The organism is Chryseolinea sp. H1M3-3, from assembly GCF_029360725.1.
GTDB lineage: Bacteria > Bacteroidota > Bacteroidia > Cytophagales > Cyclobacteriaceae > Chryseolinea.
The window spans coordinates 329,328-350,063 of sequence record NZ_JARKMY010000002.1; the positions used below are offsets into that span (position 1 = coordinate 329,328).

The 20,736-nt window shown below is 41.7% G+C and carries 22 protein-coding genes; all 22 read left to right on the forward strand.

Annotated features, from left to right (window positions below; translation table 11 throughout):
- Positions 1–77 precede the first annotated feature (77 nt).
- The 22 genes from P2W71_RS08865 to P2W71_RS08970 all read left to right on the forward strand — a co-directional run bounded on the left by P2W71_RS08865 (position 78) and on the right by P2W71_RS08970 (position 20,730).
- Positions 78–1,619, forward strand: a complete 1,542-nt coding sequence (locus tag P2W71_RS08865; protein ID WP_276369803.1) for an aromatic amino acid ammonia-lyase — start codon at positions 78–80, stop codon at positions 1,617–1,619.
- Between the two features lie 86 nt (positions 1,620–1,705).
- Positions 1,706–2,434, forward strand: a complete 729-nt coding sequence (gene fabG / locus P2W71_RS08870) for a 3-oxoacyl-ACP reductase FabG (RefSeq protein WP_276369805.1) — start codon at positions 1,706–1,708, stop codon at positions 2,432–2,434.
- A 195-nt stretch (positions 2,435–2,629) separates the two neighbouring features.
- A complete protein-coding gene (locus tag P2W71_RS08875) occupies positions 2,630–3,856 on the forward strand; it encodes a beta-ketoacyl-[acyl-carrier-protein] synthase family protein (protein WP_276369807.1) in 1,227 nt (408 codons plus the stop codon).
- Complete coding sequence (locus P2W71_RS08880) at positions 3,857–4,114, forward strand: phosphopantetheine-binding protein (RefSeq protein WP_276369809.1); 258 nt, start codon at positions 3,857–3,859, stop codon at positions 4,112–4,114. It begins immediately after the preceding gene.
- A gap of 1 nt (position 4,115) precedes the next feature.
- Complete coding sequence (locus P2W71_RS08885; protein ID WP_276369811.1) at positions 4,116–5,000, forward strand: lipid A biosynthesis acyltransferase; 885 nt, start codon at positions 4,116–4,118, stop codon at positions 4,998–5,000.
- Positions 4,997–5,434, forward strand: a complete 438-nt coding sequence (locus tag P2W71_RS08890; RefSeq protein ID WP_276369813.1) for a 3-hydroxyacyl-ACP dehydratase — start codon at positions 4,997–4,999, stop codon at positions 5,432–5,434. The genes P2W71_RS08885 and P2W71_RS08890 overlap by 4 nt, the downstream gene beginning before the upstream one ends.
- Position 5,435: 1 nt before the next feature.
- Positions 5,436–6,068, forward strand: a complete 633-nt coding sequence (locus P2W71_RS08895) for a hypothetical protein (RefSeq protein ID WP_276369815.1) — start codon at positions 5,436–5,438, stop codon at positions 6,066–6,068.
- A 75-nt stretch (positions 6,069–6,143) separates the two neighbouring features.
- A complete protein-coding gene (locus tag P2W71_RS08900) occupies positions 6,144–6,557 on the forward strand; it encodes an acyl-CoA thioesterase (RefSeq protein WP_276369817.1) in 414 nt (137 codons plus the stop codon).
- Between the two features lie 3 nt (positions 6,558–6,560).
- Entirely contained in the window at positions 6,561–7,667 is a 1,107-nt protein-coding gene (locus P2W71_RS08905) for a beta-ketoacyl synthase N-terminal-like domain-containing protein (protein ID WP_276369819.1), read from the forward strand.
- Between the two features lie 9 nt (positions 7,668–7,676).
- Positions 7,677–8,738 carry a methyltransferase gene (locus tag P2W71_RS08910; protein ID WP_276369821.1) on the forward strand — a complete coding sequence of 354 codons (1,062 nt, stop codon included), beginning with the start codon at positions 7,677–7,679 and terminating at the stop codon, positions 8,736–8,738.
- A 53-nt stretch (positions 8,739–8,791) separates the two neighbouring features.
- A complete protein-coding gene (locus P2W71_RS08915) occupies positions 8,792–10,036 on the forward strand; it encodes an NAD(P)/FAD-dependent oxidoreductase (protein WP_276369823.1) in 1,245 nt (414 codons plus the stop codon).
- Positions 10,037–10,126: 90 nt separating this feature from the next.
- On the forward strand, positions 10,127–10,759 hold the full coding sequence (locus P2W71_RS08920) for a hypothetical protein (protein WP_276369826.1): 633 nt from the start codon (positions 10,127–10,129) through the stop codon (positions 10,757–10,759).
- Positions 10,740–10,997 (forward strand): phosphopantetheine-binding protein, encoded by a 258-nt coding sequence (locus tag P2W71_RS08925; RefSeq protein ID WP_276369828.1) that lies wholly within the window; start codon positions 10,740–10,742, stop codon positions 10,995–10,997. The genes P2W71_RS08920 and P2W71_RS08925 overlap by 20 nt, the downstream gene beginning before the upstream one ends.
- A gap of 1 nt (position 10,998) precedes the next feature.
- Positions 10,999–12,198, forward strand: coding sequence for a beta-ketoacyl-[acyl-carrier-protein] synthase family protein (locus P2W71_RS08930; RefSeq protein ID WP_276369831.1), 1,200 nt, complete (start codon positions 10,999–11,001; stop codon positions 12,196–12,198).
- Positions 12,199–12,269: 71 nt separating this feature from the next.
- Positions 12,270–13,325, forward strand: coding sequence for a beta-ketoacyl synthase N-terminal-like domain-containing protein (locus P2W71_RS08935; RefSeq protein ID WP_276369833.1), 1,056 nt, complete (start codon positions 12,270–12,272; stop codon positions 13,323–13,325).
- Positions 13,319–14,092, forward strand: a complete 774-nt coding sequence (locus P2W71_RS08940; RefSeq protein WP_276369836.1) for a polysaccharide deacetylase family protein — start codon at positions 13,319–13,321, stop codon at positions 14,090–14,092. Before P2W71_RS08935 ends, P2W71_RS08940 begins: the two co-directional genes overlap by 7 nt.
- The gene (locus P2W71_RS08945) at positions 14,085–14,735 is read left to right on the forward strand and encodes an outer membrane lipoprotein carrier protein LolA (RefSeq protein WP_276369838.1); all 651 of its coding nucleotides are present in this window, start codon (positions 14,085–14,087) and stop codon (positions 14,733–14,735) included. The genes P2W71_RS08940 and P2W71_RS08945 overlap by 8 nt, the downstream gene beginning before the upstream one ends.
- Positions 14,701–15,339 carry a hypothetical protein gene (locus P2W71_RS08950; RefSeq protein ID WP_276369840.1) on the forward strand — a complete coding sequence of 213 codons (639 nt, stop codon included), beginning with the start codon at positions 14,701–14,703 and terminating at the stop codon, positions 15,337–15,339. Before P2W71_RS08945 ends, P2W71_RS08950 begins: the two co-directional genes overlap by 35 nt.
- Complete coding sequence (locus tag P2W71_RS08955; protein ID WP_276369843.1) at positions 15,336–15,704, forward strand: hydroxymyristoyl-ACP dehydratase; 369 nt, start codon at positions 15,336–15,338, stop codon at positions 15,702–15,704. Before P2W71_RS08950 ends, P2W71_RS08955 begins: the two co-directional genes overlap by 4 nt.
- Complete coding sequence (locus tag P2W71_RS08960; RefSeq protein WP_276369845.1) at positions 15,704–16,519, forward strand: glycosyltransferase family 2 protein; 816 nt, start codon at positions 15,704–15,706, stop codon at positions 16,517–16,519. Before P2W71_RS08955 ends, P2W71_RS08960 begins: the two co-directional genes overlap by 1 nt.
- Positions 16,520–16,548: 29 nt before the next feature.
- Positions 16,549–16,884 (forward strand): DUF2062 domain-containing protein, encoded by a 336-nt coding sequence (locus P2W71_RS08965; RefSeq protein ID WP_276369847.1) that lies wholly within the window; start codon positions 16,549–16,551, stop codon positions 16,882–16,884.
- Between the two features lie 3 nt (positions 16,885–16,887).
- The gene (locus tag P2W71_RS08970) at positions 16,888–20,730 is read left to right on the forward strand and encodes a trifunctional MMPL family transporter/lysophospholipid acyltransferase/class I SAM-dependent methyltransferase (protein ID WP_276369849.1); all 3,843 of its coding nucleotides are present in this window, start codon (positions 16,888–16,890) and stop codon (positions 20,728–20,730) included.
- Positions 20,731–20,736: the final 6 nt, after the last annotated feature.

A 20,736-nucleotide genomic window follows, 5' to 3' on the forward strand; every position in this document is an offset into this window, starting at 1 on the left:
CCTTAAACTAGCATCTTTAAAGTTATTATGTATTTTTGCGATCATTTTGACTTAGCCTTTATAATAATTCAACGCTTATGATTAAAGTCGGACAGCAACGACTGTCAGCCGATGATTTTGAAAAGATCCTCTACGCCGGTGAGAAAATTGAATTGGATGCTGGTGCCTTAGAGAAGGTGGAGAAAAGTTTTACGTTCCTTAAAACCTATTCTCAAAACAAAATCATTTATGGCATCAACACGGGTCTTGGGCCCATGGCACAATATAAAATCAGTGACGACGATCAACGTCAGCTTCAATATAATTTAATCAGAAGTCACAGTTCCGGAAGCGGCCAACCCATCGCAGAAGATCTGTCGCGGGCAACTATGCTGGCCCGGCTTAACAGTTTGATGCAAGCGGCATCGGGTGTTCATACCAGCACAGTTACACTACTTCGTGATTTGCTAAATGAGAAAATTTCGGCATGCATCTTTGAACGTGGGGGTGTTGGCGCAAGCGGGGATCTAGTTCAATTGGCACATCTCGCATTAAACCTAATCGGTGAAGGGGAGGTGCTTTTAAATGGCAAATGGCTTCCTGCGAAAGAAGTCTATCTATCGAAGAACATCAACCCGCTGGAAGTTCATCTCCGGGAAGGTCTGGCGCTCATGAATGGTACTTCTGCCATGACTGGCGTGGGAATGTCTAACATCATTCACGCCCGATATCTCCTCGTGTGTTCAATCATGATGTCCGCTATTACAAACGAGCTGATGAAGTCTTTCGATGACCATTTCTCATTCGAGCTGAATCATGTCAAACATCACAAAGGTCAATCGAAAGTAGCGGAGATTATCAGAACACTTCTTGGTGACAGCAAATTAATCCGTAAACGCCCGGAACATTTGTATCACCGAAAAATTGAAGAAGCGGTGTTTACCGATAAGGTGCAGGAGTACTATTCACTCCGTTGTGTTCCGCAAATCTTAGGTCCGGTATACGATACGTTGCTGGAAGTAAGACGTGTGTTGGAAGATGAAGTGAATTCTGCAAACGATAATCCGGTGATTGATCATGAAAAAGAGATGGTTTATCACGGCGGAAATTTCCACGGCGATTATGTGTCATTGGCCATGGACAAGCTGAAAATCGTGGTAACAAAATTGTCTATGTTGTCCGAACGTCAGCTGAATTATTTGCTGAATGACAAGTTGAATCAGAAATTACCACCTTTTATAAACCTGGGTAAGTTAGGATTGAATTTGGGTATACAAGGGATGCAATTTACGGCGACCTCAACGGTGGCCGAGAATCAAACGCTTTCGTACCCCATGTACCTGCATAGTATTTCCAACAATAACGATAATCAGGATATTGTGAGCATGGGTTGTAATGCTGCCCTCATGACGCGAAGAGTGATTGATAACAGCTTTGATGTCCTGGCGATTCAGGCCTTAGCCTTAGCTCAAGCCATCGACTTCCTTAAATGCCAGACGCGCATGTCTTCATTCTCACATAAATTTTTTGACGAAATCAGGGCGTTGGTGCCACCCATAATTGAAGACAAACCACGGTATAAGGATATTCAGCTGGTAAGGCAGTACTTAATCAAATTAGGTTCTACCATGCCATTGTAAATTAACTGCCGGCAGTTCAACCTTTGAGGAAATTTCATCAGCTATCACGTAAACACTTAACCACGTAAACACCTAAACACGTTTAAATGAAATATGCGCTAGTAACCGGAGGTTCCCGCGGAATCGGGAGAGCCATTAGTGTCAAGCTGGCCGAAGCAGGGTATAGCATTTTGATTAATTACAAAAGCAATGAAGCAGAAGCTAACAAAACGGCCGAGATGGTACGTGAGAAAACGGTACAGGCCGAGCTGCTGAAATTTGATGTGTCGAAGAAAAGTGAAGTGGATGATGTGCTTGGAGCGTGGGTCGAAAAAAACAAAGAAAGCACCATAGAAGTATTGGTCAATAATGCAGGAATTCGTGAAGATGCACTGATGATGTGGATGACGGAAGATCAATGGAAAAATGTATTAGGGTCCAGTCTGGATGCTTTTTATTACGTTACACGACAGGTGTTAAATGGCATGCTGGCCAATAGGTATGGACGTATTGTAAATGTTGTCTCGTTGTCTGGAATCAAGGGAATGCCCGGTCAAACAAACTATTCTGCGGCAAAAGCCGGGGTAATTGGAGCAACAAAGGCTTTGGCGCAGGAAGTAGCCCGCCGTGGCGTAACGGTTAATGCTGTTGCACCAGGTTTTATACGAACGGATATGACCCAGGATTTGAACGAACAAGAACTGAAAGGTCTTATTCCGATGAAGCGGTTTGGTGAGCCCGACGAAGTTGCAGATGCAGTCGCGTTTCTTGCATCACCAAAAGCCTCGTACATCACGGGTACTGTCTTGTCTATCAACGGTGGGTTATACTCGTAAAATTTTTCATTCAGATTTTATAACTTACTCCGAACGTTATTAAAAATGTTCACGTTTTTATTCAATCTTACGAGGGTGCTAATAGCAAAGGACTTTGCGCACCTGATTTATGTGAATCCGCATATTTAAATATATTTTTGCACTTGTGTTTGGGTATGTAACATGCATACAGACATAAATTTTTTTAGTTGATTAATGAACAGAGTCGTAATCACAGGTATAGGGATTTATTCTTGCATCGGCAAAAACCTGACGGAAGTGCGCGAGTCACTTTACGAGGGCAAGTCGGGAATCGTGCTTGATGCCAAACGTAAGGAGATGGGATATCGCTCTAGCTTGACTGGTTATGTTGAAAGGCCACAGCTAAAAGGGATTCTAGATCGCCGTGCGCGCGTGATGCTTCCTGAACAAGGCGAATATGCATATATCGCCACCACCGAAGCCTTAAAACACTCGGGCCTCGATCAGGATTTTATCGATAACCATGAGATAGGAATTATTTACGGAAACGACAGTTCCGCGCAGCCTGTCATTGAAGCAATCGACATCATTCGCGAGAAAAAAGATACGACGCTGGTGGGTTCTGGTAATGTTTTTCAAGTGTTGAACTCCACGGTAAATATGAACCTGGCTACCATTTTTCGCCTCAAAGGTGTCAACTTTACCGTAAGTGCTGCCTGTGCCAGTGGTTCCCATGCTATTGGATTAGCTTCTATGTTCATTCGCAATGGCATGCAGGATATCATTATTTGCGGCGGTGCGCAGGAAACAAATGTTTACTCTATGGGTAATTTCGACGCGTTGGGAGCATTTTCGATACGCGAAAATAATCCAACTGGAGCTTCACGGCCTTTCGATAAAAATCGAGACGGACTGGTTCCAAGTGGTGGAGCTGCAACGGTTATTCTCGAAAGTCTGGAATCAGCCCAGCGCCGCGGCGCAAAAATTTTAGGGGAAGTGATTGGATATGGATTTTCTTCCAATGGCGAACATATTTCAAATCCCAGCGTTCAGGGCCCTGCGCGGTCTCTCCGAATGGCAATGAAGAGCTCTGGCCTGAGTGCTTCTGAGATAGATTATGTAAATGCCCACGCCACTTCTACCCCAGCAGGCGACACGAGCGAAGCGAAAGCGATTTTTGAAGTTTTCGGACAAGCAAATACGCCAGTAAGTTCAACCAAGTCAATGACGGGCCATGAGTGTTGGATGGCAGGTGCAAGTGAAATTGTTTATTCATTACTGATGATGGAAAATTCTTTTATCGCACCAAACATAAATTTTGAAACTCCCGACGTGGATTCTGAAAAGCTTAACATCATCGCGAAAACGATGAATAAAAATATTGATGTATTTTTGTCAAACTCTTTTGGCTTTGGCGGTACAAACTCGACTTTGATCATTAAAAAGTGGAAAAATTCGTAAATGGAAGCAACAAGTATCATAGAAAAAATCAATGGTTTTTTAATCGAGGAATTTGAGGTAGAGCCAGGAAAGATTTCGTCTGAAGCAAACCTTCGCGAAACATTGCAACTGGATAGTCTGGATTACATTGATCTGGTGGTAGTGATCGAAAGCAACTTTGGTTTTAAAGTTAAACCCGAAGATTTCGCGCACATCAGTACTTTTCAGTCATTCTACGACTACGTCATCAACCGCGTAGCAACGAAAGTTCACTCCTGACATGCCGCAGTGGCAAGGTAAATCCAAAGGTACGCCTCTGGGTTACCGTATTTTTGTGTTTATCATCAAAACATTCGGAGTAAACTTTTCATACCTGATATTGCGCTTCGTATCGTTCTATTATTTTTTGTTTTCGTGGAACTCTACAGGTCATATCTATCGCTATTTTCATAGGCGCCAACATTACGGTGTACTGAAATCCATCCTTAAAATCTATCAGAATTATTATGTGTTTGGCCAGACGTTGCTCGATAAAGTGATTGTAATGGCCGGCATCGAGAATAAGTTTACATACGATTTTGATGGTGAAGATAATCTTCGTGAAATCGTGAAAGGTGGTAAGGGTGGTATTTTGCTGAGCGGTCACGTGGGAAATTGGGAAGCGGCCGGGCACTTATTGAAGCGATTGAATACCCGCATCAATGTGGTGATGTACGACGGAGAACATCAGCAGATAAAAGAATACCTTGAACGTGTAACTGGAGGGCATAAGTTGAACATCATTTTGATCAAGGAAGATATTTCTCACGTCTACGCTATGGGCGAAGCGTTGCAAAAAAATGAATTGATATGTTTACATGCCGACAGGTTTATGGAAGGCAACAAAACCCGGTTTCACAAATTGTTGGGAGAAGACGCACAATTTCCTGTTGGTCCATTTTTATTGGCTGCAAGTTTCCGGGTACCTGTGTCGGTTGTATTTGCTTTTAAGGAAACAAAAAGTCATTACCATTTTTTCGGCAGCTCCATCCTTACCAGGAAGGATGATGAATCGAAAGAACAATTCGTGACGCGTCTTACATCAACCTTTGTTCAGGACTTTGAACAAAAAATAAAAATGTATCCAGAACAGTGGTTTAATTATTATAACTTTTGGCAAAAATGATGCTGGCAACACGCGACGATATTACTAAATACATTCCGCAGCGACATCCCATCGTTATGGTGCATGAGCTACTGGAAGCGGACGATGATCATGCGGTAACACGGTTGACAATTGAGCCGGATAATGTTTTTGTTACTAAAGAACGTTTTGCTGAACCAGGCCTTGTTGAAAACATTGCCCAGACTGCAGCCATGCATGTAGGATATCAGTGCGCTTCCCGAAATATTCCAATTCCCATTGGATACATCGCAGCCGTTAAAGATTTGAAGATCCACTCCCTGCCAAAACAAAATACGAGTATCACTACATCGGTAAAAGTGACAAACAAAGTTTTGGATGTGACGGTGGTGGAGGGTCGTGTAGAACAGGAAGGAGCCTTGTTATGCTCCTGCGAGATGAGAATTTTTGCTAAGATAAATTCTAAAACACAGTGATATGAACTACAAAACAATTGTTTTCGTACTTCTGGCAGCCTTGGTGTCCCCAGTTTTTGGTCAAACAAAAGGCGATGTTTTTAATCCGGATACGCAAATCACTTGGCTTGGTCTTGATTTCAGCGGGGCTAAGTTTATTGGTGACCGTGAGCGATTAGGTTCTGAATCTGACATTCGCCATTTATTAGATGCAATAAATGAATTGATGATCAAGGAAGCTGACAAATATAACGTGGCGGCTGCGCTAAAAAGGAAAACTGTTGAGAATGCCATTGATATAACCAACGAGCATAACGCAGAGCTTGACATCCTGTCTATGATCTCAGCAGAAGGAAAAGATCATATCCACCTAAAGCCTGATGATGTAGATCAGATTATTTCAACTTACGATTTCAAAGGAAAGTCTGGCATTGGGTTAATGTTCAATGTAGAAAGTTTTAACAAGGTAATCGAAGAAGGATCGTTTTGGATAACGTTCATTAACATGGGCACGAAGGAAGTTCTCTTTACAGAACGTTTAACAGCACCACCCAGTGGTTTCGGTATGCGAAATTTCTGGGCTGGTTCAGTGAACGGTGTGCTGGCAAAAATTAAGAAAAAAGAATTTGAAAACTGGAGAAAGAAACACGGGTAGTCATCAGCAAGCTGCGGCACAATTTGTTTTGTCTTACCGCATGTTGAGCGCTAACTGCGGGATGCTTTAAACCTAATGAAACATACCACCGAAATAACCGTCCGATTTAACGAAGCCGATCCGCTTGGAATCGTATGGCACGGTCACTATGTGCGTTACTTTGAAGATGCACGTGAGGATTTTGGTAAGGTACACGGCATCTCATACATGGATTTTTATAGAAATAGCCTAGCCGTACCGATAGTTTCTATTCAATGTGATTATAAGAAACCACTTCGGTATGGCGATACGATCGTTGTTGAAACGTCGTACATCAATACACCGGCAGCTAAGCTTAATTTTACTTATGCTGTTTTCGATGCACAATTGGGTACCCATATCGCAACGGGTTCATCAAGCCAGGTTTTTGTAGATGCAAAAACATTTGAGCTGCAACTGACGATTCCACCATTTTTTGAGGCTTGGAGAAAGAAACAGAAATTGGTTTAATCGATGAAGAAAGTTTGGATGGTCGCCGATAGCATCGTTTCTCCGTTAGGCTCTACTACCGATGAAAATTATGAGAATATCCGCAATGGAATTTCCGGCCTGAAACTAATTCAGGATAAATCATTAAGTGATAGTCCATTTTATGGTGGCATGATAAAAAGCCCAAAGGACGATTCGACATCTTCCAGATTCGAATCAATGTGCAGCCAGGTTATACAGCGGTTACTATCAAATGTATCCTTGGATTTAGACCGCTCTATTTTTATTTTGTCAACAACAAAAGGAAATATTACCCATCTGGAACAAGGGCAACCTGATAATCCCAGAATTCATCTGCACGAAGTTGCAACTTATCTCGCCAATACATTCGGGTTTAAAAATAAATTGGTGATCTCCAATGCATGTATCTCAGGCGTTATGGCGCTGCTGGTGGGAAAACGGATGATTGAAAGTGGACAATATGAGCATGCAGTCGTTGTGGGAGCAGATGTGCTAAGTCAATTTGTTATTGCTGGCTTTCAAAGTTTACAGGCATTAAGTCCAGAAATGTGCCGCCCTTTTGACGCCCATCGAAAAGGTATAAACCTAGGTGAGTGCGCCGCAGGCGTTGTGCTTACAGGCAACGAAGCTATTGGAAAGGCGGCAGTGATTATTAGCGGCGGCGGTCTTAGCAACGATGCAAATCATATATCAGGTCCGTCGCGTACCGGAGAGGAATTGAGCTTTGCCATACGTCAGGCAATTGAAGAAGCCAAAATCAAAGTGGAAGATATAGATTTCATCTCTGCTCACGGTACGGCTACCCTTTATAACGACGAAATGGAAGCAAAAGCTTTTAACCTGCTGAACCTTGGAAAAGTGCCACTCAACAGCTTGAAAGGTTACTATGGTCATACGTTAGGAGCGGCTGGAATTTTGGAAACCATCATTAGCGCCGAAAGCTTAAAACGCGACGAGCTAATTCCGACCGCTGGGTTTGATCAGGTAGGTGTCACGCAGCCAGTTAATGTGATTAAGCATCGCCAACATAGTTCTTTAAAAACTTGTCTTAAAACTGCCTCCGGCTTTGGCGGATGCAATGCAGCAATAATTTTACAAAAAGGAACATAAATTTTGATCATGAATTTTTTTGAAAAAGAAAAACTCTCAGCGTTGCAAGCGAAAGAAGAAGCACAATGGATAACGTTCGCTCCATTCGTATTTCAAGCTACACGTGTGCTTCGTGACAGCGGAATTTTATCACTTGTGGAATCACACCGGGAAGGTATTACACTCGAAGAAATAACCGATAAAATTAAACTTCCCCCTTATGGAATCAGGGTGTTGGTAGAGGCGGCTTTAGGTATTGGCCTAATGACTTTGAAAGAGGGCAAATACAAAATCACTAAAACAACCTATTTTATTCTTCATGATGAGTTGACAAAAGTGAATATGGATTTCACCCACGACGTGTGTTACAATGGAATGTTTTTCCTTGAAGACAGTATCAAGAATCAAAAGCCGGAAGGTTTGAAAGTATTCGGCAACTGGAATACGATTTATGAAGCACTGTCGACAAACCTTCCTGAAAAAGTAAAAGAAAGCTGGTTTTCTTTTGATCACTTTTACTCCGATTATGCGTTTCCAGAAGCATTACCTTTCGTATATGAACACAAACCCAAAAAATTACTGGATATCGGGGGTAACACTGGTAAATTTTCGATGGCTAGTTTTGAACATGATCCTGATGTAAAAATAACGATCATGGATTTACCTGGACATGTTGAAACCGCCAGGGGACAAATTGAGAAAAAGGGTTTTGGTAATCGAATTTCTTTTTTTCCAAACAACCTGCTCGACGAATCCAGAGCTTTCCCGGTAGGATTTGATGCGATTTGGATGAGCCAGTTTTTAGATTGCTTCTCCGATGACCAGATTGTTTCCATCCTCAAGAGATGTAAAAAAGCCCTGAACGCTGATGGACACATTTTTATTTTGGAAACATTTTGGGACCGCCAGCGATTTGAGGCGTCGGCGTTCTCACTGCAGCAAACATCTTTATATTTTACCGTTATGGCCAACGGCAATAGCCAAATGTATGACTCCAAAGTGTTTATCAAGCTGGTAGAAAAGGCCGGACTAGAAGTGCTGGATCAGAAAGATTATATTGGTGTATCCCATACGTTATTGATTTGTAAATAATGAATAAAACGGTTTGAGTCCGTCCCCTCTAAATGCTATTAAATAATAAATAAATGAGCGAAAAGATTGATGTCTTAGTAATTGGCGCCGGACCTGCTGGATCGGTTTCTGCTTCGATGATTCATCAGGCAGGCTATTCGGTGCGTGTTGTTGAACGGGAGAAATTTCCTCGATTTGTAATTGGTGAAAGTTTGTTGCCCCGTTGTATGGAAGTGTTGGACGATGCCAAATTTCTGGACGCGATTAAAGCAAAGAATTTTCAGGAAAAATCCGGCGCGAAATTCATGAAAGAAGATAAGATCGCAGATTTTAATTTCTCTGATCAATTTTCAAAAGGGTGGACCTGGACATGGCAGGTTCAACGTGCCGAGTTTGACTTGACCCTGATAACAGAAGTGGAGAAAATGGGCGTCCCTGTTAACTTCGAAACCACTGTTACAGCGATTGAATTTTTTGAAGATGAAAGTTCAGTAACCACCGTCCAACGCAAGGATGGTTCTACTGAAAAAATTTCTGCGCGATACATCGTAGATGCCAGCGGATACGGGCGTGTTATTCCGCGATTGTTCAATTTGGACAAACCGTCAAACCTGGATCCGCGCAAAGCTGTATTTGCACATGTACAAGATAAACGCAGAAACAATTACGACGAGCCCAACCGTATCATCGCCGTCATGTATGCGCCCGGTGTCTGGACCTGGATTATACCTTTTTCAACCGGAGTTACATCCCTGGGTTTCGTCGGGAGCTACGACTTCTTCAAAACATTACCAGAAAGTCAGGCAGACCAATTTAAAACTTGCATAAATGGCAATCCGTATTTGAAAAAGAGATTTGGCGATGCGGAATGGGTTTTTGAACCGCGTAAGTTAGAAGCATGGTCAGCAACAACCGACAAGTTTTATGGTAATGGTTTTGTGCTGACCGGAAACGTGACGGAGTTTCTCGATCCGATATTTTCATCAGGTGTGATGTTTGCAACAGTATCGAGCCACACAGCCAGTAAGTTGGTGATCCGGAAACTAAAAGGAGAAACCCTTGATTGGGATAATGACTATACTAACTTCATCAGACAAGGTGTGGATACTTTCCGTACGTTTGTCATGGCTTGGTATGATGGTACTTTAGAGAAGATTTTCTTTTCTAAAAATCCGGATCCGGAAATCAAACGTCAAATTTGTTCGGTGTTGGCAGGATATGTATGGGATAAGAATAATCCTTACGTTCGCGATCATGGTACGGCACTGAAACGACTGGCGAAACTAATCGACGTTCAGGAAAAACTGTCTTCTCTTTAGGTGCAGCGGCACATAAAGCTTCAAGCATTGAACCTAACATCCGCATGACCATACGCTTGAGAACAAACCTTAGCTCACGGGCTTAACACAATGATTTATATTAATCGCTTTGCGCATATTCGTAATCGTGCAGTTTTCAGAATGGGCGAGTTGGTCTGCCGGGACATAAGGGGTAGCCTTGACGACTTCTTAATAAGTGCCTTTGAGGGACTTGGAATAAATTACCCCAAGTACTACAAGATGGATGCATCCTCAAAACTTGGTTTCCTGGGAACTGAGATGCTTTTAAATAACCTTAGACTTGAAGATGATTACAAACCCGAAGAGGTGGCCTTAATATTGTCGAACGCTCATGGCAGTTTAGATACGGATCTACGGTTTTTTGAATCCACGAAAACAATGGCAAGTCCCGCGTTGTTCGTGTATACATTACCAAACATCGTCGCCGGCGAAATTTGTATCCGGAATAATATCAAGGGCGAAAATGCATTTTTTGTTTCGCCCAGGTTTGATGTAAAACAAATGCACGATTATGTTGAAATGGTGATGACTTCCGACAAAACGAAGGCCTGTATTGCAGGTTGGGTAGACGTTATGGGGAGTCAACACGATGTTTTCTTATATTTGACAGAGAAAAAGAAAAGAGAGAACGCGTTGGAACATACTGCGGTTCAACTACAAAAACTTTATCAGTTGAAAGAATATGGAACAGTTGATAGCTGATCTCAAGAGACAAATAATAGAAGCGCTCAATTTAAAGCACCTTAAGCCAGAGGATATTGGCGATGATCAGCCCCTGTTTGTGGATGGTTTGGGATTGGATTCCATCGATGCGTTGGAGCTCATAGTACTGCTGCAGCAGCATTACAACATCAAACTGGCTAACCCGCAGGACGGACCGCAGATATTTAAATCGGTGAAGAGTATAGCGGAGTATATCACGGCTAATCAACCAAAATAATTTGGAAGAACGCGTTCACGTAGCTGGCGTTGGAGTAATTTCTGCCATTGGAACTTCCGTGGGAGAAACACTTCAATCCTTTCGAAACCAAGCTTCGGGCATCGATCATATTACCCTGTTTGACTCTGTCTACCGCGATAAACTTCCTGTCGGAGAAGTTAAAGTCACTAACAAGTCCCTTTGCGAAAAGCTTTCACTCAGGCCTCACGTTACGCGTACTGCTTTACTGGGGACACATGCTGCACGCGAAGCGGTAAAAAATGCAGGAATTGATTTAAAGAAATGGAGAACAGGTCTTATCTCAGCCACAACGGTTGGTGGTATGGATAAAACCGAAAACTTTTTTATTGATTTTAAAAAAGATCCAAAAAAAGGGAGACTGCGTGAAGTGGTGAATCATGAATGTGGCAAAACAACGGAACTAATTGCTGACGACCTGGGTGTAAAGGGTTTTATTTCTACGATCAACACGGCTTGCTCTTCGTCAGTTAATGCAATAGCCCTTGGAGTCCGTCTCATCAGGCATAACCAACTGGATGTTGTTGTTGCCGGCGGTACAGACGCACTTTCTAAATTTACGTTGAACGGTTTTAATAGTCTCATGATCCTGGATACACAACCTTGCCGCCCGTTTGATGCCGGTCGTAATGGATTGAATTTAGGAGAAGGTGCGGGCTTTGTTGTATTAATTTCTGAGCGGCTTAAAAGTGCATTAAAAACGAATTGTGTTGCGCATGTAAGTGGGTATGGAAATACAAACGATGCTTATCACCAAACTGCTTCTTCACCTGAAGGCCGCGGATCATACGGTGCAATGCAAAAAGCCCTGGCCATGAGTGCGCTTAACCCAACCGATATTGACTATATCAATCTTCACGGTACGGGCACACTGAATAATGATCTATCGGAAGGAACTGCGATTTCCCGTTTGTATGGAAATCATTATCCAAAGCTAAGCTCAACAAAGGCATTTACCGGACACACGCTCGGGGCCAGTGGTGGAGTGGAGGCAGTGTTTTCAATCATAGCTATTGAAAATCAATGCGTGTTTCCTAATCTTCGATTTGAAAAGCCAATTCCTGAAATCAATATTACGCCGCAAAAGAATTTCGAAGAAGGGATAAAAATTAAACACGTGATGAGCAACTCATTCGGTTTCGGAGGCAATTGTTCATCGATCATATTTTCTAAGAATGAATAAGCAAAGCCATTGTCAATATTTGATAGGTAATAACTTTGCTTATTAAGGTTTAACTCATAACATCTCAGGCAATGACGACATACATCAAAGGCATGGGCAATATATCACCTCAGCAAACCTGGGATGATAGTGTATTGCTGAACAAGCCTTTGGTTTATCACGACGACAAACTTAAATGTCATGAGCCTGATTACACACAGTATATCGACCCGAAACAACTCCGTCGGATGAGTCGTGTAATCAAAATGGGTGTTGCTGCCGGTTCCATGGCATTAAAACAGGCCGGACTATCTGTTCCCAACGGGATCATTACTGGTACTGCCTATGGCTGTCTTGAAGACACCGGGATTTTTTTGAATAAGATGATTGAAAACAACGAACATGCTTTAAATCCCACGCCGTTCATTCAATCAACACATAATACAATTGGTTCACAGATTGCTTTGTTGTTGCAATGCCAGGGATATAATCAAACCTATACGCAAGGAGCTTTTTCCTTTGAAAGCGCGCTGCTCGATGGGATGCTTGAATTAAAGGACGCCCCTGATCAATCCCTTCTTGTTGGTGGCGTGGATGAAATTACTTCGACCAGTCACGCTATTCAACGACGATTTGGCATCTTCAGAAAAGCCATGAATAACATGGATCTCTTTCAATCAAAAGAAAAAGGTACACTTAACGGTGAGGGCGCTGCTTATTTCGTCCTTTCAGGAGAAAAAGGGATGAATGACAAAGTATGCATTGAGGCGGTAAAAACTTTGTTTAAGCCAACCGAATCAGATTTGCATCATGAAATCATTTCGTTTCTGGAAATGGCATCAGCAAAACCCAATGATATTGATCTGGTGTTAGCAGGTAAAAGCGGTGATCAGAGTTTTGGTACAGATACAGATAAAATTCTTGAGGCTTTTTTTCCAGCCAGCACCATTGGATTATTTAAACACTTATGCGGCGAATTTCCCACCGCGTCCGCCTTTGCATTGTGGCTGGGAGCGAAAATTATTCAGGAGAACTACCTTCCTGCTGCAGTTGTTTTCAGAAATAATAGCAGACCGATCAACCGGTTGTTAATTTACAATCCGTATTTCGGTACGCATCATTCACTGATATTATTACGGGCATGTTAAATGCAAAGACGATCAATATTACCTTCCTTGCAATACTCCTCGCAATGATCGGGTACGATTGGAGTAGCCAAATGTCTCCCTGGTGGTACGCCGTTCTGCTGATTGTTTACCTGAATATTCAGGCGTATGGTGCATCTGTTTTATCAGCACAATTCTTTCTACCGGTAAAGTATCAGGGTGATACCAATTCAAATAAAATTGCGATCACTTTCGACGATGGTCCAATTCCGGTGATGACCGAAAAAGTGCTTGATATTTTATCCGAATACAAAGCTCCCGCCGCGTTCTTTTGTATCGGAAACCGGGTAAACGACTATCCTGCATTAACGAGACGTATTTACGAGTCCGGCCATCTAATTGGCAACCATAGTTACTGGCATGGTGCTATGTTCGACTTACAGTCTGCGTATAAAATCGCGAAGGAATTGAAGGACACGGATACAGCTATCCAAAATGTTATCCATAAAAAACCAAATTTCTTCAGACCTCCTTTTGGTGTAACAAATCCAATGGTTGCAGCGGCCGTAAAAAAAGGCGGGTATAAAACTATTGGCTGGTCAATCCGGTCTTTCGATACAGTTACGAAAAATGGCAGCGTTTTACTGGAACGTGTAACAAGATCATTGAAGGGAGGTGATATAATCCTGTTTCACGATTATAGTACAACAACTTTGGAAATCTTACCTGCATTTCTGGAGGAGGTAGCAAAGCTTGGATTGAAAATTGTAAGGGTAGACGAATTGCTAAAGGAAAAAGCGTATGTCTAAAAACAACAGCCTGCACAGGTTTTTATTGACGATGCTGTTTTGTGTTTTTGTAACAAGTGTTGATGCACAATATGCCGGTTATAAACCTGTAAGCGATTTGCCTTCCTTTAAAAAGAAATTCGCTACTGAGTCAGCCAAGGTTAAATCCATAACCAGTGATTTCACCCAGGAGAAAATCCTTATGGCGCTGACAGAAAAAATTACATCAACAGGTAAATTTTGGTTCAAAAGAGAAAATCGGGTCAGGATAGAATACATAAAACCGTTCGCCTATCTGATGATCATGAATAACGACAAAATGCTGGTAAAGGATAATGATAAAGAAAATAAGATCAATGTAAAATCCAATAGGCTGTTTCAGCAAGTCCATCGCATCATGATTGATTGTGTTCAAGGAACAATTCTTGATAGCAAGGATTTTACGACCAGAATTTTTGAGGATGATAAGGTATATTTACTCGAAATGACTCCTTCGTCAAGGGCGCTCCGTGAATTTTTTCAAACCATTCTGCTTACCGTCGAGAAGAATGATTACTCCGTAAAAACCATTGAGATGAATGAACCTGCCGGCGATAAAACCATCATTTCTTTCAAGAATAAAAAATTGAATGAACAAGTCGCTGACGCAGTTTTTGCTCTTTAATTTTGCTTCCATTGTCTGCCTGGCCTGCGCTTCCGATTACAAGCACATGCGAGCTGTTGAGCCAGATGCGACATGCATTTCCAAATTGGCTCCCCGACAGTTCAGTACATCCTGGTACCACGCAAGCGTAGACGTTATTGGAAAGCACATCAGTGGTCTGTTGTTAATTAAAAACATGCCTGATAGCGCTTATCGTATTGTATTTACCAATGAAGCCGGGGTTACCTTTTTTGATTTTGGGTTTTCCAGAGATGGAAAATTTAACGTTTATAACATCATCAACCAATTGAACAAAGGGCCGGTAATTCAAACGTTGCGTAAAGACTTTGAGTTAATTTTAGGTTTACCGTTTCATACAAAAATATCCCAGGCCTGGACTATGGATGATGATGTTTTTTATGGTGTAACGCAAAAAAAGGAAACGGCCTATTTCATTACCAGTAAAGATTGTGCTTCTTTGCGAAGGTTGGAATTGGGCTCTTCGAGGAAACGTAAAGTGACAGTTAATATAACCGGACAGCCGTATCCCACGCCTGATAAGATTGAAATAGTGCATAACACATTCGATATGCAGATAAAACTTACCCGCTTCGAAAAAGAATGATTCTGCTCAACGACTTTTATACGATTCTCCAAAGAGATACTACTCCGGGAACTGTAAAGGCAAAAATTGCCATCAACAAAAAACACCGGATTCTCGAAGGCCATTTTCCTGGTTTACCTGTAGTGCCCGGTGTCTGCATGTTGCAAATGGTCCGCGAAGTAATGGAGGTAAATACCGGAAAGGAGTTGAACCTGAAAGAAGCTGATAATATGAAATTTCTGTCGGTCATCAATCCCGAACAACACAATGAGGTTGATGTTAGCATTCACTATACGGAAGATGGAGGTAAATTTTCCATCAATGCAACGCTCTTTGCCGGTACGGTTACTTTTTTTAAATTAAAAGCAATGCTGCAAACTGCCTGATGGTACCTGCTGATGCTAGCGAGATGTTCAAACAAAGAAAGGTATGTATACTCGTACCTACGTACAACAATGAACAAACGCTTGAAAACGTATTGCATAGCTTATTGGAATATACGAATCAGATTATAGTTGTAAACGACGGCTCCACAGACTCGACGATAAATATACTGGCGCAGTTTTCGCAAATCAACGTGGTCAGCTATACGCAAAACAAAGGGAAAGGCCATGCATTGCAAACGGGATTTAAGCATGCTGTAAAACTGGGCTATGACTACGCTATCACCATTGATTCTGATGGGCAACATTTTGCGGAAGATCTCAACAAGTTCCTGACAAAACTGGAAAATCATCCTTCTGCAATTATCATAGGCGCACGCAACATGGATCAGGCTAGCGTGCCTGGTAAAAGTAGTTTTGGAAACAAATTTTCGAATTTCTGGTTTTGGGTAGAAACGGGATTAAGGATGAGTGATACACAAAGTGGTTATCGTCTTTATCCCGTGCGGTTAATGGAGTCTGCAACTTTTTTTACACGGAAATTTGAGTTTGAAATTGAGGTACTGGTAACATCAGCCTGGCGGGGAATTGAGATAACCGAAGTCCCTGTACGGGTGTATTACGCTGGTAAGGAAGAACGTATTTCACATTTTCGTCCTTTTAAAGATTTTACGCGCATCAGCATTCTGAATACATTTCTGGTAACCATTGCGTTGCTTTACATCAAACCCCGCGATTTCTTCCGGGGTATTAAAAAAAAAAATTCAGGCAAGCTGTCTATGAGCAGCTCTTTGATCCGCTCGAAACAGATTGGATAAAAAGTTTTTCGGTTGGCTTCGGCGTCTTCATGGGCATTTTTCCGGTCTGGGGTTTTCAATTAATCATTGCCATAACTTTAGCATTTATTCTTCGGTTAAATAAAGTGCTGGTTATCCTCGCGGCAAACATTAGCATCCCACCGATGATTCCCTTGATTTTGTTTTTAAGCCATCTTACAGGTGCATTTTGGATGGGCGACCATGCCCAATATATAACTTTTAGCCAGGAAATTACTTTTGATATGATGAAAGCCAATTTGATACAGTATGCCGTGGGTGCGATCACGTTAGCCTTTGTAGCATGTATTATTTCTACGGCTATAACCTACGTCATGTTAAAAATATTTAAGCGGCAGAAAGTCTGATACATGGCAAAACTCTTTCTAAATATTTATGATTTCTTTCACAAGCGCATTCCGCTGTTCTGGATTGTATTTATACTAACGCTGGTGATTCTCGGCCTCGGGGCATCGCGTATTAAGCTTGAAGAAGATATCACTAAATTTTTCCCGGAAGATGAGAGAGTAGAAAAACTGAACTACGTTTTTCAAAACTCAAAGTTTGTTGAACGGATTGTCGTAATGGTATCTGTTAAGGATAGTAGCACAACACCCCAGCCTGACAGTCTTATAAGTTTGGCAGCGACGCTTGCTGCGCGAATGGACCGTGATCTAAAGCCTTTCATCAAGCAACTAACAACACAAGTAGATGAGGAAAAGGTCATGAACCTTTTTACATCTATCTATGAACACCTGCCAATTTTTTTGGAAGATCAGGACTATGAAAAAATCGACTCCATTCGCCAACCGGAAAATGCGGTGAAAGTATTGGAGAATAACTACCGGCAGTTAATTTCTCCCGCCGGGGTAGTGGTAAAAAGAATTGTCGTTAAAGATCCATTAGGTTTTTCTTTCCTTGCACTTCAAAAACTTCAACAGCTTCAGTACGACGACAATTTTGAGCTGTATGATGGATATATTCTCACGAAGGATCATCGTCACCTGGTATTTTTCATCTCGCCAACCTATCCTCCCTCGGAGACAGGTAATAATTCAAAGTTTGTCGAACAACTGGATGTTTTGATTCAGTCGCTTTTACAACACCATCCGCAGTTACATGTATCCTATTTTGGGGCGCCCGTTGTTGCCGTTGGTAATGCACAACAATTAAAAAGCGACTCGATGATAACGGTGAGCTTGGTTGTTATTTTTCTGGCGATCTTTCTGGTGGGGTTCTTTAGGAAGAAACGTGTGCCCATCCTGATATTTATCCCTGTTTTATTCGGGGCAATATTTTCCTTGTGCTGTATTTACCTGATAAAGGGATCCATCTCCATTTTGGCAATAGCGGCAGGATCCGTCATCTTAGGTATTGCAGTTAATTACTCGTTGCATTTTTTGTCTCACCTGAAGCATACTCACAACATCAAAGCGGTTATTGAAGATTTGGTGAGACCAATGACCATTGGCAGTGCCACTACAGTCGTGGCCTTTTTCTGTTTACAATTTGCAAATGCTGCAGTGCTTCGTGATGTAGGTTTATTTGCCGGCTTTAGCTTGATAGGCGCTGCGTTGTGCTCTTTAATTTTCCTGCCACATTTTATAAAAGAAAATTTATTCCCAGAACATCAGCGCGAAAACTGGATTGAGAGGTTTTCATTTTCCGCATTTGAATCAAATCGATATGTTGCGCTGATCATATTGCTGGCCACTCCCGTTTTCTTATACGTTGCTCAGGATGTTACTTTCAATAGCGATATGAGCAAACTGAATTTTATGCGCAGCGATACCCGGGAGGCGCAGCGACGATTAGAAATGATCAATAAATCGTCGTTAACCTCCGTTTATGTGGTATCCAGCGGAAAAGATTTACAATCTGCCTTAACAAAGAATGAACAAGTTTCTCCTGTTCTGAAAAAATTGAAAGACCAGAAGACAATCAACAAGTATTCTTCCGTCTCTATTTTTTTAATTTCCGATTCCCTACAGCGCGCACGTATTCGCAAATGGAATGATTACTGGACCGCCGAGAAGAAGAATAATCTTACCAGTATTATTCAGGATAAGGGTGAGGAATTGAAATTCTCCGCACAGGTAATGGAAAATTTTAGAACCCTTCTTTCAAAAGATTTCAAGACAGGTGATACGGCCGTGATGAATCAAATTCGCTTGGCCTTTTTTGATGACTACATCATCGAAAAAAATAACGATGTTACGGTGATCACGCTGGCAAATGTAAACGCTGAAAATAAAAGCCTTGTATATGATGCGTTGAAGACTACGCCAGTCCATGCTTTTGACCGTCAGATGTTGACCAATCTTTTTGTTGAGTATGTAAATGCGGATTTTAATTTCATTGTCACCTTCACGGCCGTACTGGTGTTTTGTGCTTTGCTTCTTTTGTATGGTCGGATTGAATTGACACTTATCACATTCGTTCCCATGTTGATTACTTGGATATGGATACTTGGTATCATGGCGCTGGTAGGGATTGAATTTAATATTATCAACATCATGGTTTCAACGTTCATCTTCGGGTTAGGGGATGATTACAGCATTTTTACGATGGATGGTTTGTTGCAGGAATATAAAGTTGGAAAGAAAAACATCGCTTCAATACGTACTTCCATCTTTCTGTCTGCAGTAACGACTATTGCAGGACTCGGCGTACTAATTTTTGCTCAACATCCCGCGCTCCGATCGATCGCCGCGATTTCCATCATTGGCATTGCATGTGTTTTTATCATGTCTCAAACCATTGAGCCATTCTTGTTTCGATGGTTGGTGACCAACAGAACCAGTAAAGGGTTCTCGCCGATGACTTTTCATGGAGTATTCAGGACAACGTTTACATATTCGTTGTTTGTATTTGGAGCAATATCCGCAACCATCCTGGGTTTGATCTTTCGCTGGATACCTTTTGGTAAAAAAAGGATCAAAGTTTTCTTTCATTCATTGCTGAAAGGCTTTGCAAGGTTAATCATTTACGTCGAACCGAGTGTCAGGAAAAAGATCATCGGTCGAACACCTAAGACATTTTCAAGAGCAAGTGTGATCATCGCCAATCATACTTCATTTCTTGACATTCTTTTAACGATCATGCTGCACCCTAAATTAATTTTGGTCACTAATAAATGGGTTTGGAATTCACCAGTATTTGGAAGTGTGGTTCGTTTGGCGGACTATTACCCCGTGAGCGAAGGCGCTGAAGATGGTGTTGAAAAGCTAAAGGACAGAATTCAGGAAGGATACTCCGTAGTAATTTTTCCTGAGGGCACAAGGTCGGAAAACGGCGTCATAAAACGCTTTCATAAAGGCGCATTTTATATCGCAGATATTTTTAAAATTCCGGTGCAGCCATTGCTGATCCATGGAGCAGCGGATGCTATTCCTAAAGGAACTTTTTATTTAAACGCTGGACAGCTTACACTGAAATTTCTTCCACCAATTGAAATCAGTGATCCAGTTTTCGGTACAGGTTATTCTGATCGAACAAAAAAAATCAGCAAATACTTCAAACATGAGTTTGCATTATTAAAAGCTGAAGTTGAGGATGCTGACTATTTTTCGCACAAACTGATTTCGAATTATATTTATAAAGGTCCGGTGCTGGAATGGTACATGCGTGTGAAGCTACGGTTGGAAAAATATTATGCACCATTTCATAAGCTCCTTCCGCTACAAGGTACCATCCTCGATCTGGGTTGCGGCTACGGCTTTTTATGTTACATGCTTCAATTCATGTCCCAAGACCGGATTATTATTGGAGTGGATTATGATGAAGAAAAAATTGATGTTGCCCGCCATGGATATCTGAAATCAGAACGCCTGACTTTTTTCTGCGATGATGTGACGCGCTTTCCGTTAACCAATTATGATGGTATCGTAATCAGTGATGTATTACATTACCTGCCCTATGATGCTCAGGAAATGCTATTGGAACGAGCGATTGATGCGCTTAACCCAGGCGGTATCCTCGTGGTGAGGGAGGGAAACGCTGATTTGAAAGAACGACATAAAGGTACCCAGATCACTGAATTTTTTAGCGTGAAGCTGCTGAAGTTTAATAAATCGACTAATGATCTGAATTTTTTGTCCGGGGAAAGCATTAAAAGAATAGCAAATCGCAAGGGACTTACGGTAACAATAGATGATGATGCGAAATTTACCTCGAATGTTATTTTTGTAATTAGAAAACCCAATGATTTATAAAGTTAA

Excerpts from the sequence above, each read along its gene's own strand:
- P2W71_RS08865 (WP_276369803.1), top strand. The coding sequence starts at position 78 with ATGATTAAAGTCGGACAGCAACGACTGTCAGCCGATGATTTTGAAAAG.
- fabG (WP_276369805.1), top strand. The coding sequence starts at position 1,706 with ATGAAATATGCGCTAGTAACCGGAGGTTCCCGCGGAATCGGGAGAGCC.
- P2W71_RS08875 (WP_276369807.1), top strand. The coding sequence starts at position 2,630 with ATGAACAGAGTCGTAATCACAGGTATAGGGATTTATTCTTGCATCGGC.
- P2W71_RS08880 (WP_276369809.1), top strand. The coding sequence starts at position 3,857 with ATGGAAGCAACAAGTATCATAGAAAAAATCAATGGTTTTTTAATCGAG.
- P2W71_RS08885 (WP_276369811.1), top strand. The coding sequence starts at position 4,116 with ATGCCGCAGTGGCAAGGTAAATCCAAAGGTACGCCTCTGGGTTACCGT.
- P2W71_RS08890 (WP_276369813.1), top strand. The coding sequence starts at position 4,997 with ATGATGCTGGCAACACGCGACGATATTACTAAATACATTCCGCAGCGA.
- P2W71_RS08895 (WP_276369815.1), top strand. The coding sequence starts at position 5,436 with ATGAACTACAAAACAATTGTTTTCGTACTTCTGGCAGCCTTGGTGTCC.
- P2W71_RS08900 (WP_276369817.1), top strand. The coding sequence starts at position 6,144 with ATGAAACATACCACCGAAATAACCGTCCGATTTAACGAAGCCGATCCG.
- P2W71_RS08905 (WP_276369819.1), top strand. The coding sequence starts at position 6,561 with ATGAAGAAAGTTTGGATGGTCGCCGATAGCATCGTTTCTCCGTTAGGC.
- P2W71_RS08910 (WP_276369821.1), top strand. The coding sequence starts at position 7,677 with ATGAATTTTTTTGAAAAAGAAAAACTCTCAGCGTTGCAAGCGAAAGAA.
- P2W71_RS08915 (WP_276369823.1), top strand. The coding sequence starts at position 8,792 with ATGAGCGAAAAGATTGATGTCTTAGTAATTGGCGCCGGACCTGCTGGA.
- P2W71_RS08920 (WP_276369826.1), top strand. The coding sequence starts at position 10,127 with ATGATTTATATTAATCGCTTTGCGCATATTCGTAATCGTGCAGTTTTC.
- P2W71_RS08925 (WP_276369828.1), top strand. The coding sequence starts at position 10,740 with ATGGAACAGTTGATAGCTGATCTCAAGAGACAAATAATAGAAGCGCTC.
- P2W71_RS08935 (WP_276369833.1), top strand. The coding sequence starts at position 12,270 with ATGACGACATACATCAAAGGCATGGGCAATATATCACCTCAGCAAACC.
- P2W71_RS08940 (WP_276369836.1), top strand. The coding sequence starts at position 13,319 with ATGTTAAATGCAAAGACGATCAATATTACCTTCCTTGCAATACTCCTC.
- P2W71_RS08945 (WP_276369838.1), top strand. The coding sequence starts at position 14,085 with ATGTCTAAAAACAACAGCCTGCACAGGTTTTTATTGACGATGCTGTTT.
- P2W71_RS08950 (WP_276369840.1), top strand. The coding sequence starts at position 14,701 with ATGAACAAGTCGCTGACGCAGTTTTTGCTCTTTAATTTTGCTTCCATT.
- P2W71_RS08955 (WP_276369843.1), top strand. The coding sequence starts at position 15,336 with ATGATTCTGCTCAACGACTTTTATACGATTCTCCAAAGAGATACTACT.
- P2W71_RS08960 (WP_276369845.1), top strand. The coding sequence starts at position 15,704 with ATGGTACCTGCTGATGCTAGCGAGATGTTCAAACAAAGAAAGGTATGT.
- P2W71_RS08965 (WP_276369847.1), top strand. The coding sequence starts at position 16,549 with ATGGGCATTTTTCCGGTCTGGGGTTTTCAATTAATCATTGCCATAACT.
- P2W71_RS08970 (WP_276369849.1), top strand. The coding sequence starts at position 16,888 with ATGGCAAAACTCTTTCTAAATATTTATGATTTCTTTCACAAGCGCATT.